The sequence below is a fragment of the Stenotrophomonas sp. 2201_Sma genome (assembly GCF_056486685.1).
Genome location: NZ_CM151329.1, coordinates 1,492,930 through 1,506,858, shown reverse-complemented (window position 1 = coordinate 1,506,858; position 13,929 = coordinate 1,492,930). Strand labels below are relative to the sequence as shown.

The 13,929-nt window shown below is 67.2% G+C and carries 9 protein-coding genes, 3 tRNA genes and 1 pseudogene; 7 read left to right on the top strand and 6 right to left on the bottom strand.

The features are described from left to right. Positions 1 to 56 precede the first annotated feature (56 nt). The 3 genes from ACZLIF_RS07050 to ACZLIF_RS07040 are packed head-to-tail and all read left to right on the top strand — an operon-like array spanning position 57 to position 4,692. Positions 57 to 1,301, top strand: a complete 1,245-nt coding sequence (locus ACZLIF_RS07050; protein WP_128987822.1) for an efflux RND transporter periplasmic adaptor subunit — start codon at positions 57 to 59, stop codon at positions 1,299 to 1,301. Continuing rightward, positions 1,298 to 3,256: a MacB family efflux pump subunit gene (locus tag ACZLIF_RS07045; protein ID WP_111185759.1), complete on the top strand. Its 1,959-nt coding sequence runs from the start codon at positions 1,298 to 1,300 to the stop codon at positions 3,254 to 3,256. Before ACZLIF_RS07050 ends, ACZLIF_RS07045 begins: the two co-directional genes overlap by 4 nt. After that, positions 3,253 to 4,692 (top strand): efflux transporter outer membrane subunit, encoded by a 1,440-nt coding sequence (locus tag ACZLIF_RS07040; RefSeq protein ID WP_128987821.1) that lies wholly within the window; start codon positions 3,253 to 3,255, stop codon positions 4,690 to 4,692. The genes ACZLIF_RS07045 and ACZLIF_RS07040 overlap by 4 nt, the downstream gene beginning before the upstream one ends. Before the next feature lie 93 nt (positions 4,693 to 4,785). On the opposite strand, the gene rlmB is transcribed toward ACZLIF_RS07040, so the two are convergent. The 3 genes and pseudogenes from rlmB to rnr form a co-directional block, all read right to left on the bottom strand. Continuing rightward, positions 4,786 to 5,529, bottom strand: a complete 744-nt coding sequence (gene rlmB, locus ACZLIF_RS07035) for a 23S rRNA (guanosine(2251)-2'-O)-methyltransferase RlmB (protein WP_053518184.1) — start codon at positions 5,527 to 5,529, stop codon at positions 4,786 to 4,788. Positions 5,530 to 5,622: 93 nt separating this feature from the next. Then, positions 5,623 to 6,117, bottom strand: coding sequence for a GFA family protein (locus ACZLIF_RS07030; RefSeq protein WP_128987820.1), 495 nt, complete (start codon positions 6,115 to 6,117; stop codon positions 5,623 to 5,625). 30 nt (positions 6,118 to 6,147) lie between these two features. After that, positions 6,148 to 8,376 (bottom strand): annotated as a pseudogene (gene rnr / locus ACZLIF_RS07025) (ribonuclease R); the annotation flags it as partial. A gap of 359 nt (positions 8,377 to 8,735) precedes the next feature. Here rnr and ACZLIF_RS07020 point away from each other — a divergent pair. Beyond that, positions 8,736 to 8,820: transfer RNA gene (locus ACZLIF_RS07020), tRNA-Leu, on the top strand. Between the two features lie 130 nt (positions 8,821 to 8,950). Then, positions 8,951 to 9,035, top strand: a tRNA-Leu gene (locus tag ACZLIF_RS07015). 63 nt (positions 9,036 to 9,098) lie between these two features. Here ACZLIF_RS07015 and ACZLIF_RS07010 read toward each other — a convergent pair. Then, positions 9,099 to 9,845 carry a sulfite exporter TauE/SafE family protein gene (locus ACZLIF_RS07010; RefSeq protein ID WP_065174710.1) on the bottom strand — a complete coding sequence of 249 codons (747 nt, stop codon included), beginning with the start codon at positions 9,843 to 9,845 and terminating at the stop codon, positions 9,099 to 9,101. Positions 9,846 to 9,945: 100 nt separating this feature from the next. On the opposite strand from ACZLIF_RS07010, the gene ACZLIF_RS07005 reads away from it, so the two are divergent. Together ACZLIF_RS07005 and ACZLIF_RS07000 are read left to right on the top strand one after the other, a co-directional pair. Next, positions 9,946 to 10,845, top strand: coding sequence for a LysR family transcriptional regulator (locus tag ACZLIF_RS07005; RefSeq protein WP_053520458.1), 900 nt, complete (start codon positions 9,946 to 9,948; stop codon positions 10,843 to 10,845). Positions 10,846 to 10,895: 50 nt separating this feature from the next. Then, positions 10,896 to 10,980: transfer RNA gene (locus ACZLIF_RS07000), tRNA-Leu, on the top strand. Positions 10,981 to 11,156: 176 nt separating this feature from the next. Here ACZLIF_RS07000 and emrB read toward each other — a convergent pair. Beyond that, positions 11,157 to 12,743, bottom strand: a complete 1,587-nt coding sequence (gene emrB, locus ACZLIF_RS06995; protein ID WP_053518356.1) for a multidrug efflux MFS transporter permease subunit EmrB — start codon at positions 12,741 to 12,743, stop codon at positions 11,157 to 11,159. A gap of 7 nt (positions 12,744 to 12,750) precedes the next feature. Then, entirely contained in the window at positions 12,751 to 13,929 is a 1,179-nt protein-coding gene (gene emrA, locus ACZLIF_RS06990; RefSeq protein ID WP_053518354.1) for a multidrug efflux MFS transporter periplasmic adaptor subunit EmrA, read from the bottom strand.

Sequence of the window (13,929 nt, the reverse complement as noted above, 5' to 3'; positions counted from 1 at the left end):
GGTCTTCACAATGCCCACCATCGCCGCCATCGCGGCACCGAGAGTGAAGCCACCACGTGATCCGCCGCCTGTTGCCCGCAACCCGCCGGGGCCGCCTGATGCTGGCCGCCCTGCTCGTCCTGATCGCTGCCGTGGCCACCTGGTGGCTGCTGCGCAAGCCGGCCGCTCCGGCCCTGGCCACCACCCCCGTAGGCCGTGGCGACATCGAACAGACCGTCGAGGCGACCGGCGTGATCGACGCCTACAAGCTGGTCAGCGTGGGTGCGCAGGCCTCCGGCCAGATCAAATCGCTGAAGGTGCAGCTGGGCGATACGGTGAAGGAAGGCGACCTGATCGCCGAGATCGACGCCACCACCCAGCAGAACCAGGTGCTCAACGCACAGGCCTCGCTGGACCAGGTGATCGCGCAGCGGGCGGTGCAGCAGGCGACACTGCGCCAGGCCGAGCTGGAATTCGCACGCCAGCAGCAGATGCTGGCCGCCGAGGCCACCTCCCGCCAGGAGTACGATGCCGCCGAAGCACAGCTGAAAACCGCGCGCGCCCAGCTGCAGTCCTACGAGGCACAGATCAAGGGTCGCGAAACCGAGCTGGGTACCGCCCGGGCCAACCTGGCCTACACCCGGATCACCGCGCCGATGGACGGCACCGTGGTCGCCGTGGTGGCCGAGGAAGGCCGCACGGTGAACGCCAACCAGACCGCGCCGACCATCGTCATGCTGGCGCGCCTGGACGTGGTGACGGTCAATGCCGAGGTGTCCGAGGCGGACGTTGTGAAGATCAAGGCCGGCATGCCGGTGTACTTCACCACGCTGGGCGACCCGGACCGGAAGTATCACGCCACGCTGCGGCAGATCAATCCGGCACCGGCATCGATCGCCAATGAAAGCTCGTCCAGCTCCAGCAGCTCTTCCAGTTCCAGCTCCAGCAGCGCGGTGTACTACAACGCCCTGTTCGACGTGGAGAACCCGGACGGCACCCTGCGCATCGACATGACCGCGCAGGTGTCGGTCCTGCTCAAGCAGGCCAAGGGCGTGCTGATGGTACCGGCGGTGGCACTGGGGCCGAAGACCCGCGACGGCGAGCGCGTGGTACGGGTGGTGGATGATCGGGGCCAGCCACAACCGCGCAAGGTCAAGGTCGGCATCAACAACGGTGCATCGGCTGAAATCCTCTCAGGCCTGCAGGAGGGCGAACGCGTGGTGGTCGGCGAGGCCAGCGCCGCAGCAGCGTCTGCGGGCGGCGGCAACCGGGGAGGCATGCAGATGCGCGTCGGCGGCCCGGGCATGGGCCCGCGCCGATGAGCACGACGGCGCCGTTGCTGCGCCTGCGTGACCTGCGACGCGAGTTCCCGGCCGGCGACGACGTCATTGCCGTGCTGCGCGACGTCAACCTGGACATCCACGCCGGCGAAATGGTCGCCATCGTCGGCCAGTCCGGTTCGGGCAAGTCCACCCTGATGAACATCCTCGGCTGCCTGGATCGCCCGACCCGGGGCAGCTACCAGGTGGCCGGCCGCGAAACCGGCCGGATGCAGCCGGACGAGCTGGCCGAACTGCGGCGCGGGCATTTCGGCTTCATCTTCCAGCGCTACCACCTGCTCGGTGACCTGGATGCACGCGGCAACGTGGAAGTGCCGGCGGTATACGCGGGCAGCCCCGGCCCGGTACGCAACGCGCGGGCCGAGCAGCTGCTGCAACGGCTCGGCCTGGGCGACCGCATGCATCACAAGCCGGGCCAGCTGTCCGGTGGCCAGCAGCAGCGTGTGTCGATCGCGCGTGCATTGATGAACGGCGGGGAGGTGATCCTGGCCGATGAACCCACCGGCGCCCTGGATACGAAATCCGGCGAAGAGGTGATGGCAATCCTGGGCGAGCTGCATGCCGAGGGACATACCATCATCATCGTCACCCACGACATGAGCGTGGCCGAGCATGCCCAGCGCATCATCGAGATCCGCGATGGCGAGATCATCGCCGACCGCGCCAATCCTGATGCGCCGTCCTATCGCGCGCGACGCGAGGCCAGCACCGGTGTTGCCCACGGCAACAGCTGGCGCGCAGCGCGCGACCGCTTCACCGAAGCGTTCCGCATGGCCTTGCTGGCGATGAACGCGCATCGCCTGCGCACGTTCCTGACCATGCTCGGCATCATCATCGGCATTGCTTCGGTGGTCTCGGTGGTCGCGCTCGGCAACGGCTCGCAGCAGCAGATCCTGCAGAACATCAGCGCGCTGGGAACCAACACCATCGATGTGTATCCCGGCCGCGGTTTTGGCGACATGCGCTCTGCACGTGTGCAGACGCTCAAGGCCAGCGATGCCGATGCGCTCTCACGGCAGAGCTACGTGGACAGCGCCACGCCCAGCGTGTCGACCTCGGTCACCGCGCGTTACCGCAACCAGTCCTCCACCGCCCAGGTCAGCGGCGTTGGCGAGCAGTTCTTCCGGGTGAAGGGCGTGACCCTGCTCAGTGGCAGCTTCTTCGATGCCGATGCGGTGCGAGGGCTGGCCCAGGTCGCGATCATCGACGAGAACACCCAGACCCAGTTCTTCCCCGGCGTCGATCCTGTCGGCCAGGTCATCCTGCTCGGCAACGTGCCGGTGCGGGTGGTCGGTGTCGCCAAGCGGCAGAGCTTCGGTTTTGGTGGCAGCACCAGTCTCAGCGTCTGGGTGCCGTACACGACCGTGATGTCACGCATGCTGGGCCAGAGTCACGTCTCCAGCATCACCGTGCGCGTGGATGACGCCACACCGATGGACGCCGCGCAGGAGGCGATCACCCGCCTGCTGACGATGCGCCATGGTACCGAGGATTTCTTCCTCAGCAACAGCGCCGAAATCCGCGAGACCATCGAGCAGACCACGCGCACGATGACCCTGCTGATCGGCGCGATCGCCGCCATCGCACTGCTGGTCGGTGGCATCGGCGTGATGAACATCATGCTGGTCTCGGTCACCGAGCGGACCCGCGAGATCGGTGTGCGTATGGCCGTGGGTGCCCGGCAGAGTGACATCCGCCAGCAGTTCCTGATCGAGGCGGTGCTGGTGTGCCTGCTCGGAGGCCTGCTCGGCGTCGGCCTGGCGCTGCTGCTGGGCTCGATGATCGGACGTTTCGCCAGCGACTTCCAGGTGCTGTTCTCCACCGCTTCGATCATCGCCGCATTTGCCTGTTCCACCCTGATCGGCGTGGGCTTCGGCTTCCTTCCCGCGCGCAATGCCGCGCAGCTCGACCCGGTGGAGGCCCTGGCCCGCGAATGAAGACGATGCCCATGCTCCCCTTTCCTGCTCCCTCGCGCCTGCTGCTGGCCGGCGCCGTACTGATGGCCCTGTCCGGCTGTGCCTCGGTCGGCCGTTATCCGGTTGCCGATCCCGACGTGGCTGCTGCTTATGGGCGTGGCAATGCCGCACTCAACGCACCGGTGGACGCTCCGCGCAGCAGCCTGGATACGCCTGCCCGCGACATCCGAGAGGATGTCTGGTGGAGCGGTTTCGGCGATGAACGTCTGGACCGGCTGGTAGCCCGGGCGCTGGCCGCCAACAGTGACCTTGCCGCCGCCGGCCTGGCCGTGCAGCGTTCCCGCCTGCAGGCCGGGCTCGCCAGCAACGCGCTTTGGCCACAGCCGTCCTCGTCGGGCGTCAGTGGCAGCGGCAGCCGTGCCACCGACCAGGCCGACGACTGGCGCCGCAGCTATTCCACCGGCGTTTCGCTGGCCTGGGAAGTCGATCTGTGGGGCCGGCTGAGGACCCAGCGCGACATCGCACGCTGGGAGGCTGAAGCCACCGAGGAAGATCGACAGAACACCGCCCTGCTGGTGATCGGCGATGCCATCAGCCAGTACTGGGCGTTGGCGTACCTCAACCAGTCGATCAGCACCGGCCAGGCCAACCTGGAGCGACTGGAACGCACCCGCGAACTGGTCCAGGCCCGTTTCGATGCCGGTGCGGTTTCGCGCCTGGAAGTACGCCAGGCCCTGCAGAACCTGCAGTCGCAGCGCGCTGCGCAGAGTGCGCTGGAACAGCAGCGCGTGGAAGTGCGCAATGCGCTGACCGTGCTGCTCGACGGCACCCCGTGGCCGCTACAGGACGAGCCGCAGAACCTGCAGCAGGCACGCAGCCCTGCCATCGCTGAAGGCCTGCCGGCGGACCTGCTCGCTCGCCGTCCCGACCTGCGCGCGGCCGAGCTGCGGCTGCGCAACAGCCTGAAGACGATCAAGGTCACCGCCACCCAGTACTACCCGGCGTTGAGCCTGACCGGCAGCCTCGGTTCCAGCGCGACCTCGCTGGGCGATGTCCTGCGCAATCCGGTGGCCACGCTCGGTGCCGGCCTGTCCCTGCCCTTCCTCAACCTGCAGCGCGCACAGCTGGATACCGACGTGGCCGGTACCGACTACCAGATCGCCGCGACCGGGTTCCGCAAGACGCTGTACACCGCCCTGTCGGAAGTGGACAACGCGCTGTCGGCACGCGAGCAGCTGGCGCGCCAGGTGGCGGCGTCGCAGGCCTCGTATGACGAGGCGGTGGAAGTGGAACGCATGCAGGAAGTGCGCTACCGCGTCGGTGCCACCGACCTGCGGACCTGGCTGGAAGCCCAGCAGACCCGGCGCGATGCGGAGTTGTCACTGGCCCGCGTCCGGCAGAGCCAGTTGACCAACGACGTGACGCTGTTCAAGGCGCTGGGCGGCAGCGCGGGGTAGCGCCGGGCCATGCCCGGCGGCGTGGAACGCGGCTTGCCATGAGCGTGGTCGGACTGGATCCGCCGGGCATGGCCCGGCGCTGCCACGGGACGATCAGCCGCGCTGGCGCACGGCCTCGAACAGGCTGACGCCCGCGGCGACCGATACGTTCAGGCTCTCGATCTCGCCCGGCATCGGGATCTTGACCAGTCCATCGCAGTTCTCGCGGGTCAGGCGGCGCAGGCCGTCGGCTTCACCGCCCAGCACCAGGGCGATGTTGCCCTTCAGGTCCAGATCGTACAGCGACGCGGTCGCTTCACCGGCCAGGCCGTAGATCCACACGCCCTGCTTCTGCAGATCCTTCAGGCAGCGCGACAGGTTGGTCACGGCCACCACCGGGATACGGTCGGCGGCGCCGGCCGAGGTCTTGCGCACGGTGGCATTCACCGTCGCCGACTTGTCCTTGGGAATGATCACCGCAGTGGCACCGGCCGCCGCGGCCGAACGCAGGCAGGCGCCCAGGTTGTGCGGGTCCTGCACCTCATCCAGCACCAGCAGCAGCGCCCTGCCTTCAGCGGCAGTGACCAGGCCTTCCAGTTCATTCTCGCTGTAGGTGCGCGCAGCGGCATAGCGCGCGGCCACGCCCTGGTGGCGGACCGCACCGCCAACGCCGTCCAGCGCCTGCGCGGTGACCCGGCGGACATCGATGCCCTTGCGGCGCGCGTTCTCTTCGATTTCGGTCAGGCGCGGATTCTTCGCACCGGCCTCGACCAGCACTTCGCGGACGTTCTCGGCGTCGTTCTCGATGGAGGAGGCGACGGCGTTGACGCCGACGATCCACTGGCTGTTCTTGCTCATGCGGGCGGGACCGGAAAGGGGGTGGCTATGGTAGAGCATCGGCGACGGCCGCGCTTCGCGCTCGCCGGGCAGGGCCCGGCGCTCCCCCGCCGTTCACCCTTCGGCTGAACGGCTGCGCGGCGGCCAGTGTGGCGTGTCGTGGTCGGGATGCTGGTGGGAAACGATCGCAGCCAGGAAGTCCAGCGCCGCCACGTCCTCCTCCGTCCGCCGTGCCGGCAGGCTGCCCAGGGCGTCGACGAAGGGCAGCTTGCGCTCGACACCGTACTGGATCGTCGGCGGCAACCGTTCCGGCTGATCAAACGCCCCCGCCGCCACGGCCATGCCGTCGGGGGCTTCATAGGTCAGCGGCGTGCCGCAGTCGCCGCAGAAACCGCGCCGGACCACATTGGAGGACTGGAAATGGCGCGGCTGGCCGCGGGTCCAGCTGAACTGCACGCCGCGCACAGAGACCAAAGGCGCGTAATACGCGCCAAAGGCCTTCTGGCACATCCGGCAGTGGCAGATCGAACTGTCGGACAGCTCACCGCGCACCTGGAAGCGGATGGCACCGCACTGGCAGCCGCCGCTGTACTCGGGTTGGCCCTGCATGCTGCTTTCCTCCGGAACGGGCTCTACGGATCAGTACTTCTCTTTCCTGCGCTTGGTCGGGTTGCCGCGTTCGGGCAGCGGCGACAGTCCTGCCTCTTCTTCCTCGCCCTTGTGTTCGACCAGCCGGAAGTCGATCTTGCGCTCTTCCATGCTGGCCTTCAGTACGAGGATGCGCACGCGGTCACCCAGCCGGTAGCTGCTGCCACGACGTTCACCGGTCAGTGTCTTGCGGGTCGCATCGAACTTGTAATAGTCCTGCGGCAGCTGGGTGACATGGACCAGGCCCTGCACCTTGGAATCGTCCAGTTCCACGAACAGACCGAAGCTGGTCACGCCACTGATCACGCCATCGAACTGGCCGCCGACATGCTTCTCCATCCACGCGGCCCGGTAACGCTCGTCGACCTCGCGTTCGGCCTCGTCAGCGCGGCGCTCGCGTTCGGAGCACTGCAGCGCCAGCGCTGCCATCTCGCGTGCGGTGTAGGTGAACTTGTCCAGCGGCTTGCCCGACAACGCATGCTTGATCGCGCGATGCACCAGCAGATCGGGATAGCGGCGGATCGGCGAAGTGAAGTGCGCGTACGCCTCCAGCGCGAGCCCGAAGTGACCGTGGTTGTCCGGACTGTAGACGGCCAGGCTCTGGCTGCGCAGCAGCACCGACTCCAGCAGGGTGGCATCGGGACGGTCGCGGATCTTCTTCAACAGCTTGGTGTAGTCACCGGGGCGCACCTTCGACCACGGCGGCAGACTCAGCTTGAACTCCTTGAGGAATTCCAGCAGGTCGGCGTACTTGGTCTCCGGCGGCTTCTCGTGGACGCGGTACGGCGCCGGCACATGGTGCGACAGCAGGTACTTCGCCGCCTCCACGTTGGCGGCGATCATGCATTCCTCGATCAGCTTGTGCGCGTCGTTGCGCACCAGCATGCCGGCCTGGGTGACTTCGCCACGGTTGTCCAGCACGAAGCGCACTTCGCTGCTCTCGAACTCGATGGCCCCCCGCTTGGCACGTGCCTTGGCCAGCACCTTGTACAGCTGGTGCAGGCGCTGCACCTGGGGCAGCAGATCGCCGATGACGGCCTTCGCGCCGGCATCGTCCTCGCCCACGGCCTGCCACACCTGGGTGTAGGTCAGGCGTGCGTGCGAATTCATCACCGCTTCGTAGAAGCGCGAGTGGACGACCTGGCCATCGCGGTCGATCTGCATGTCGCAGACGAAGCACATGCGGTCGACCTTGGGCATCAGCGAGCAGATACCGTTGGACAGGGTCTCCGGCAGCATCGGTACGACGAAGCCCGGGAAGTACACCGAGGTAGCGCGCTTCTGCGCCTCCTCATCCAGCGGCGTGCCCGGACGCACATAGTTGGAGACATCGGCGATGGCCACCACCAGACGGAATCCCTCCGCGTTCGGCTCGCAATACACCGCATCGTCGAAGTCCTTGGCATCCTCGCCATCGATGGTCACCAGCGGCGTGCGACGCAGGTCGACGCGGTCGCCGATCATCGCCGGCTCGACCACCAGCGGCACCGCGGCGGCCTCGTCCAGCACCTCCTGCGGAAACTCGAACGGCAGCTCGTGGCCGTGGATGGCGGTCTCCACCACCAGCGAGGCGGTCAGCTTGTCACCCAGTACCGCGATGATGCGGCCGATCGGCGGACGGCGGCTGTCCGGCGCCTGCGTCAGCTCGCAGACCACCAGCTGGCCATCACGCGCACCTCCGGTCTGATCAGGCGGCACCTGCACGTTGCGCTGCACGCGCTTGTCATCAGGCACCACGTAATTGATGCCCATCTCGATGCTGAAGCGACCGATCAGACGGGTCATGCCGCGCTCGAGCACGCGGGCGATGCTGCCTTCGCGGCGGCCGCGATGATCGATGCCGGTGACACGCGCCAGCACCTTGTCGCCGTGCATCACCTTGCGCATTTCATAGGGCGGCAGGAACAGGTCGTCGCCGCCCTCGACCGGGCGCAGGAACCCGAATCCTTCCGGATTGGCGATCACCACACCGGTGACCAGGCTCAGCGCCTGCACCGGCGCGAAACCTCCACGGCGGTTCTGCACCAGCTGGCCATCACGGACCATCGCACCCAGCCGGCGCGACAGCGCTTCGGCCCGGTCCGGCGCGGTCAGGCCCAGGCGGGCACCCAGCTCCTCGGCAGTCTGCGGCCCTTCGCAGCGCTCCAGCAGGGCCAGAATGGCCTCGCGGCTGGCGATGGGCTGTTCGTATTTCTCGGCTTCGCGGGACGCGTAGGGATCCTCGATCACCTTGCCGGCCGGCGGCAGCTTGCGGCCCGGCGCCGGTCCCGGGGCGTCGCCACCACGGCCCGGGCGACCGCGCGGCGGTGCGCCGCCCCCCCCCAGTTCCGGGAACCAGCCCGGCAGTGGCTTGCCCGGCTGGGAGGTACGGGCTGCACCCGTCTTGGCGCCCTTCTTCGGGGCCTGGCTGCGGGACTTGCTCCCGCCCTTGCTTGGTTTTTTGGTAGTCATCGCCCTCCATGGTAGCCGCTGACGGCGTGCAGAACCGGTCAGCGACCCGCTTGCAGGCGCCACGTGAAAAAACTCCGCGAAGTCGTTGACAGCCTGCGGATTCATCTTCACAATTGCGCCTCTGGAACGCCCAGGTGGCGGAATTGGTAGACGCACTAGTTTCAGGTACTAGCGGGTAAAACCGTGGAGGTTCGAGTCCTCTCCTGGGCACCAACGAAAAATCTCCTCGCCTCGGCGGGGATTTTTTTTACCCGCGTTTCCTGCCGTCGTTCCGCAGCGTGGCCGGGCGTTCACAAGGGTGTTGACACCCCCGTCACGGCACCCCATAATCTCGCTCCTCGACGCCCAGGTGGCGGAATTGGTAGACGCACTAGTTTCAGGTACTAGCGGGTAAAACCGTGGAGGTTCGAGTCCTCTCCTGGGCACCATGTCGAGACTGAGAAAAACCCGCGAAAGCGGGTTTTTTCATGTCCGGGCGCCAGCCAACCGGATCAGAACAGCGGTCGCAGCACCAGCTCCAGGCCCAGCAGCAGCAGGAAGCCCAGGAAGCACACGCGGAACACCCGCGCACTGATCCGCTGCCGGATCACCTGCCCCAGCCACATGCCCGCCAGCGCCGGCAACACCGCCAGCGCGCTCAGTCCCAGCTGCTGCACACCGAATGCGCCGTGCAGCACCAGCCCACCCGTCAACGAGAGGGTCGACACCGTGAACGCCAGGCCCAGCGCCTGCACCAGCTCTTCGCGTTGCAGCCCCAGCGACTGCAGGTACGGCACCGCCGGCATCACGAACACTCCGGTCGCCCCGGTCACCACGCCAGACATCGCCCCGACCAGCGGGCCCAGCCAGCGCTCACGCCGCTGCGGCACACGGAATACCGGCGCAACCAAGGCGTACAGCGCATACACCACCAGCGCCACGCCCAGCGCCACGCGCGACCACGTGCGGTCGACCCGCACCAGCAACGTCGCCGCGCCCAGGGTCACCACCACCACGGCCAGCATCATCGGCCACAGGCGTCGCACGATCGGCCCCAGTGATGGCCCGGCCAGCAGTTGCCAGGCGTTGGTGACGAAGGTCGGAATGAACAGCATCGACGCCGCCGCCACCGGCGACAGCGCCCCTCCCAGCAGGCCCATCGCCACGGTCGGCAGGCCCATGCCGGTCACGCCCTTGACCACCCCCGCCAGCATGAACACGGCAACCAGCAGACCATAGAAGAATGTCGTCTCGCTCATGCCGTCATTGGAACCGGCGCGCCTTCCGCGCACAATGCGGCTTATGCGCCTCACCCTTCGGCTGACCCGAAGGCAGGCGGCACGCAACGAGGGCCGTGACATGCGGATGGACATCGCCGACCTGCGCCTGTTCCTGGCCGTGGCCGACGCCGGCAGCATCACCGCAGGCGCCGCGCAGGCAAACCTGGCGCTGGGCTCTGCCAGCGAACGCCTGCGGGCGATCGAGAACGACGCGGGCACCGCGCTGCTGGTGCGTCACCCGCGCGGCGTGAGCCTGACCGAAGCCGGTGCCGCCCTCGCCCACCACGCGCGCCAGATCCTGCATCAACAGGCACAGCTGCGTGGCGAACTGCAGGCCTTCGCGAAGGGCGCGCGCGGCACCCTGCACCTGTATGCCAACACCGCCGCACTGACCAGCTACCTGCCTTCCCGGTTGGCTCCCTGGCTGGCCGAACGCCCACGCCTGCACGTCGAACTGCACGAACGCACCAGCCCTGAAGTGGTCCGCGCCCTGACCGCTGGCCAGGCCGAAGCGGGAATCATCAGTGATGCGGTCGAGGCAACCGGCCTGCAACGCCATGTCGTTGCCGAGGATCCCCTTGTGATGCTGCTGCCCGCAGGCCATCGTTTCGCGGCCCGCCGCACGCTGGCCTTCGCCGATGTGGCCAGCGAAACCTTCGTCGCGCTGGCCGATGGCAATGCGCTGCAGACCTACATCGAAGCGCAGGCACGCGACATCGGCCGTCGGTTGGACGTGCGCATCCGCATGAAGACCTTCGAAGGCGTGTGCATCATGGTGGGTCACGGCATCGGCGTGGGTATCGTGCCGCGCACCATCGCCCGCCAGCACCGCCGCGCGACACAGGCGCTGGCGGTGCCCCTCGCGGATGCGTGGGCACAGCGCCGCCTGTGTGCCTGCTTCGCCGACTGGACACGGCTGTCGACAGCGATGCGCAGCCTGCTGCTGCACCTCGGCGTGGAAGCGGAGAAAAAAGCATGAAATGGTGTTGACACATCCGATGCCGTACCGCAGAATTCCCCTCCTGAGTCGCCCAGGTGGCGGAATTGGTAGACGCACTAGTTTCAGGTACTAGCGGGTAAAACCGTGGAGGTTCGAGTCCTCTCCTGGGCACCACGACTCATGATGATGAAACCCGCGAAAGCGGGTTTTTTCGTTTCCGGAATCCGCAGCGTCAACGCAATGGCGACGCCTTCCGCGCGTTGCGCGAACGCCGCCTGGCAGAACTCACCACAGACAAAAACCCCGCCTTGCGGCGGGGTCGACATACAGCGCCGTGTTTGCGGGCAGTTTCAGTGCCCGCCACCGGCCGCTGCACCGGCACCGGCACCGAACGGCGGCTTGGCCAGCCACAGGAAGGTGATGATGGCCAGGAAGATCCAGCCCAGCAGGAAGAAGATGTCGTTGAAGCCCATCTGCGATGCCTGGTGGTTGATCATGGTGTTGAGCACCGCTGCACCATGCTGCAGGTCACCCTGCCCCATCGCCGCAACCTGGTCCTGCATGCCCGGCTGATAGGCCGAAATGTGTTCGGTCAGATCGGCGTGGTGCACCTGCGTGCGACGTGCCCACAGCCAGGTGGTCAGCGATGCTGCAAAGCTGCCGCCCAGCGTGCGCAGGAACGTGGCCAGGCCCGAACCCGCGGCAATTTCGCGACCATCCAGATCCGACAGCAGGATCTGCAGCACCGGCATGAAGAACAGCGCCACGCCGATGCCCATGATCAGCTGCACGCCGGCCACGTGCTGGAAGTCCACCTGCAGATTGAAGCCCGAGCGCAGGAAGCTGGTCATCGACAGGAACACGAAGGCGATGGTCGCCAGCATGCGCATGTCGAAGCGCGAGGCATACTTGCCCACGAACGGCGTCATGATCACCGGCAGCACGCCGATCGGAGCCGTCGCCAGGCCTGCCCAGATCGCCGTGTAGCCCATGTCACGCTGCAGCCACTGCGGAATCAGCAGGGCCACGCTGAAGAACGCGGCATAGGCCACCACCATCGCCAGCGTGCCGGCGCGGAAGTTGCGGTGGCGGAACAGTTTCAGGTCGACGATCGGGTCCTTGTCGGTCAGTTCCCAGATCAGGAACACCGTCAGCGCCACGACCGCCACGCAGGCCAGCACCACGATCCGGGTGGAGGAGAACCAGTCCTCGTCGTTGCCCAGGTCGAGCACCAGCTGCAGTGCGCCGACGCCGATCACCAGCGTGATCAGGCCGACGTAGTCCATCTTCGGCTTCTCCACGTGTTCCGGACGGCCCTTCAGCTGGTTGCCCACCACCAGCGCGGCGAAGATGCCCAGGGGCACGTTGATCAGGAAGATCCATTCCCAGCTGTAGTTGTCCGTGATCCAGCCCCCGAGGATCGGCCCGCAGATCGGCGCGACCACGGTGATCATCGCCAGCAGCGCCAACGCCTGCCCGCGTTTCTCGCGTGGATAGATCGAGACCAGCAACGACTGCGTGATCGGATACATCGGGCCGGCCACGAAGCCCTGCAGGGCGCGCGACACCACCAGCATGCCCATGCTCTGCGCCAGGCCACACAACAGCGAGGTGATGACGAAGGCCAGCGTGGCCCAGACGAACAGCTTGCGCTCGCCGAAACGGCGGCTGAGCCAGCCGGTCAGCGGCAGTGCGATGGCCGTGCTGACCGCGAACGAAGTGATGACCCACGTCGCCTGCTGCGAACTGGCGCCGAGATTGCCGGCGATGGTCGGCAGCGAGACGTTGGCGATGGTGGTGTCGAGCACCTGCATGAAGGAGGCCATCGCCAGGCCCACGGTGCACAGGGCCACGCTCGGCGGCAGGAACCCGGCGGCCGCACCCGGCGCCGCCGGTGCGCCCGGGCTTCCGGGCGCGGCTGGAGCTTGGGCGGACATGGCGACCTCAGCCCACCTTCGACTGCTGCGGCACGTTGCCCTGGATGATCGAGTGGATCACCTCGTCGGCATCATGCAGCTGCTTGGCATAGACGTCGGTGTCGAACACCGTGCCCTTGGCCGGGGCGCTCGGCAGCACCTCGCCCTTCTGGTCGCGCAGGCTCACCTCGGCCTTCATCGACAGGCCGATACGCAACGGATGTTCGGCAAGCTGCTTGGCATCGATGGCGATGCGCACCGGAACGCGCTGCACGATCTTGATCCAGTTGCCGCTGGCGTTCTGCGCCGGCAGCAGCGAGAACGCCGAGCCGGTCCCCAGACCCAGGCTCTGCACGCGGCCCTTGTACTTCACATCGCCGGCGTACAGGTCAGACTTCAGCTCCACTTCCTGGCCCAGGCGCATGTGGCGCAGCTGGGTTTCCTTGAAGTTGGCCTCGACCCACATCTGCTCGGTCGGCACCACGGCCATCAGTGCGGCACCCGGCTGCACACGCTGGCCCACCTGCACCGAGCGACGGGCCACATAACCGGTGACCGGCGCGACGATGCCGGCGCGGGCATTGTTGAGGTAGGCCTGGCGCAGCTGCGCGGCGGCCGCCTGCACGTCGGGCTGGGTGGCGATCACCGTATCGTCGACCAGCGCACGGTTGCGCTCGACGGTCTCGCGCGAACCGGCCACCGCTGCTTCCGCCGCCGCCAGCTCATCGCGGGCATGGGCGAGTTCTTCGTTGGAGATGGCACCGGTGGCGGCCAGATCCCTGCGGCGTGCGAAGTCCTCGCGCACGCGCTTCAGGGTCACCTGACGGGCATTCAGGTCTGCCTGCGCGCCTTCCACGCTGCGATACAGGCCACGGGTCTGGCGAACGGTCTTGGCCAGGTTGGCTTCAGCCTGCTGCAGGGCCACGGACGTATCGGCCGGGTCCAGCTGCACCAGCAGCTGGCCACGCTCCACGCGCATGCCGTCATCGGCATTGATGGCGACCACGGTGCCTGCCACCAGCGGGGTGATCTGTACGAGGTTGCCCTGCACGTAGGCATCGTCGGTTTCTTCGAACCAACGGCCGAACATGAAATACCACAGCGCCAGTGCGGCAAGCAGCAGCACGACGATGACGAACAGGCCCCGCAGCAGGTTGCTGCGGCGGTTGGAGGCGGCCGGGGCCGCAGTGTCTTGGGTCTGGCTCAT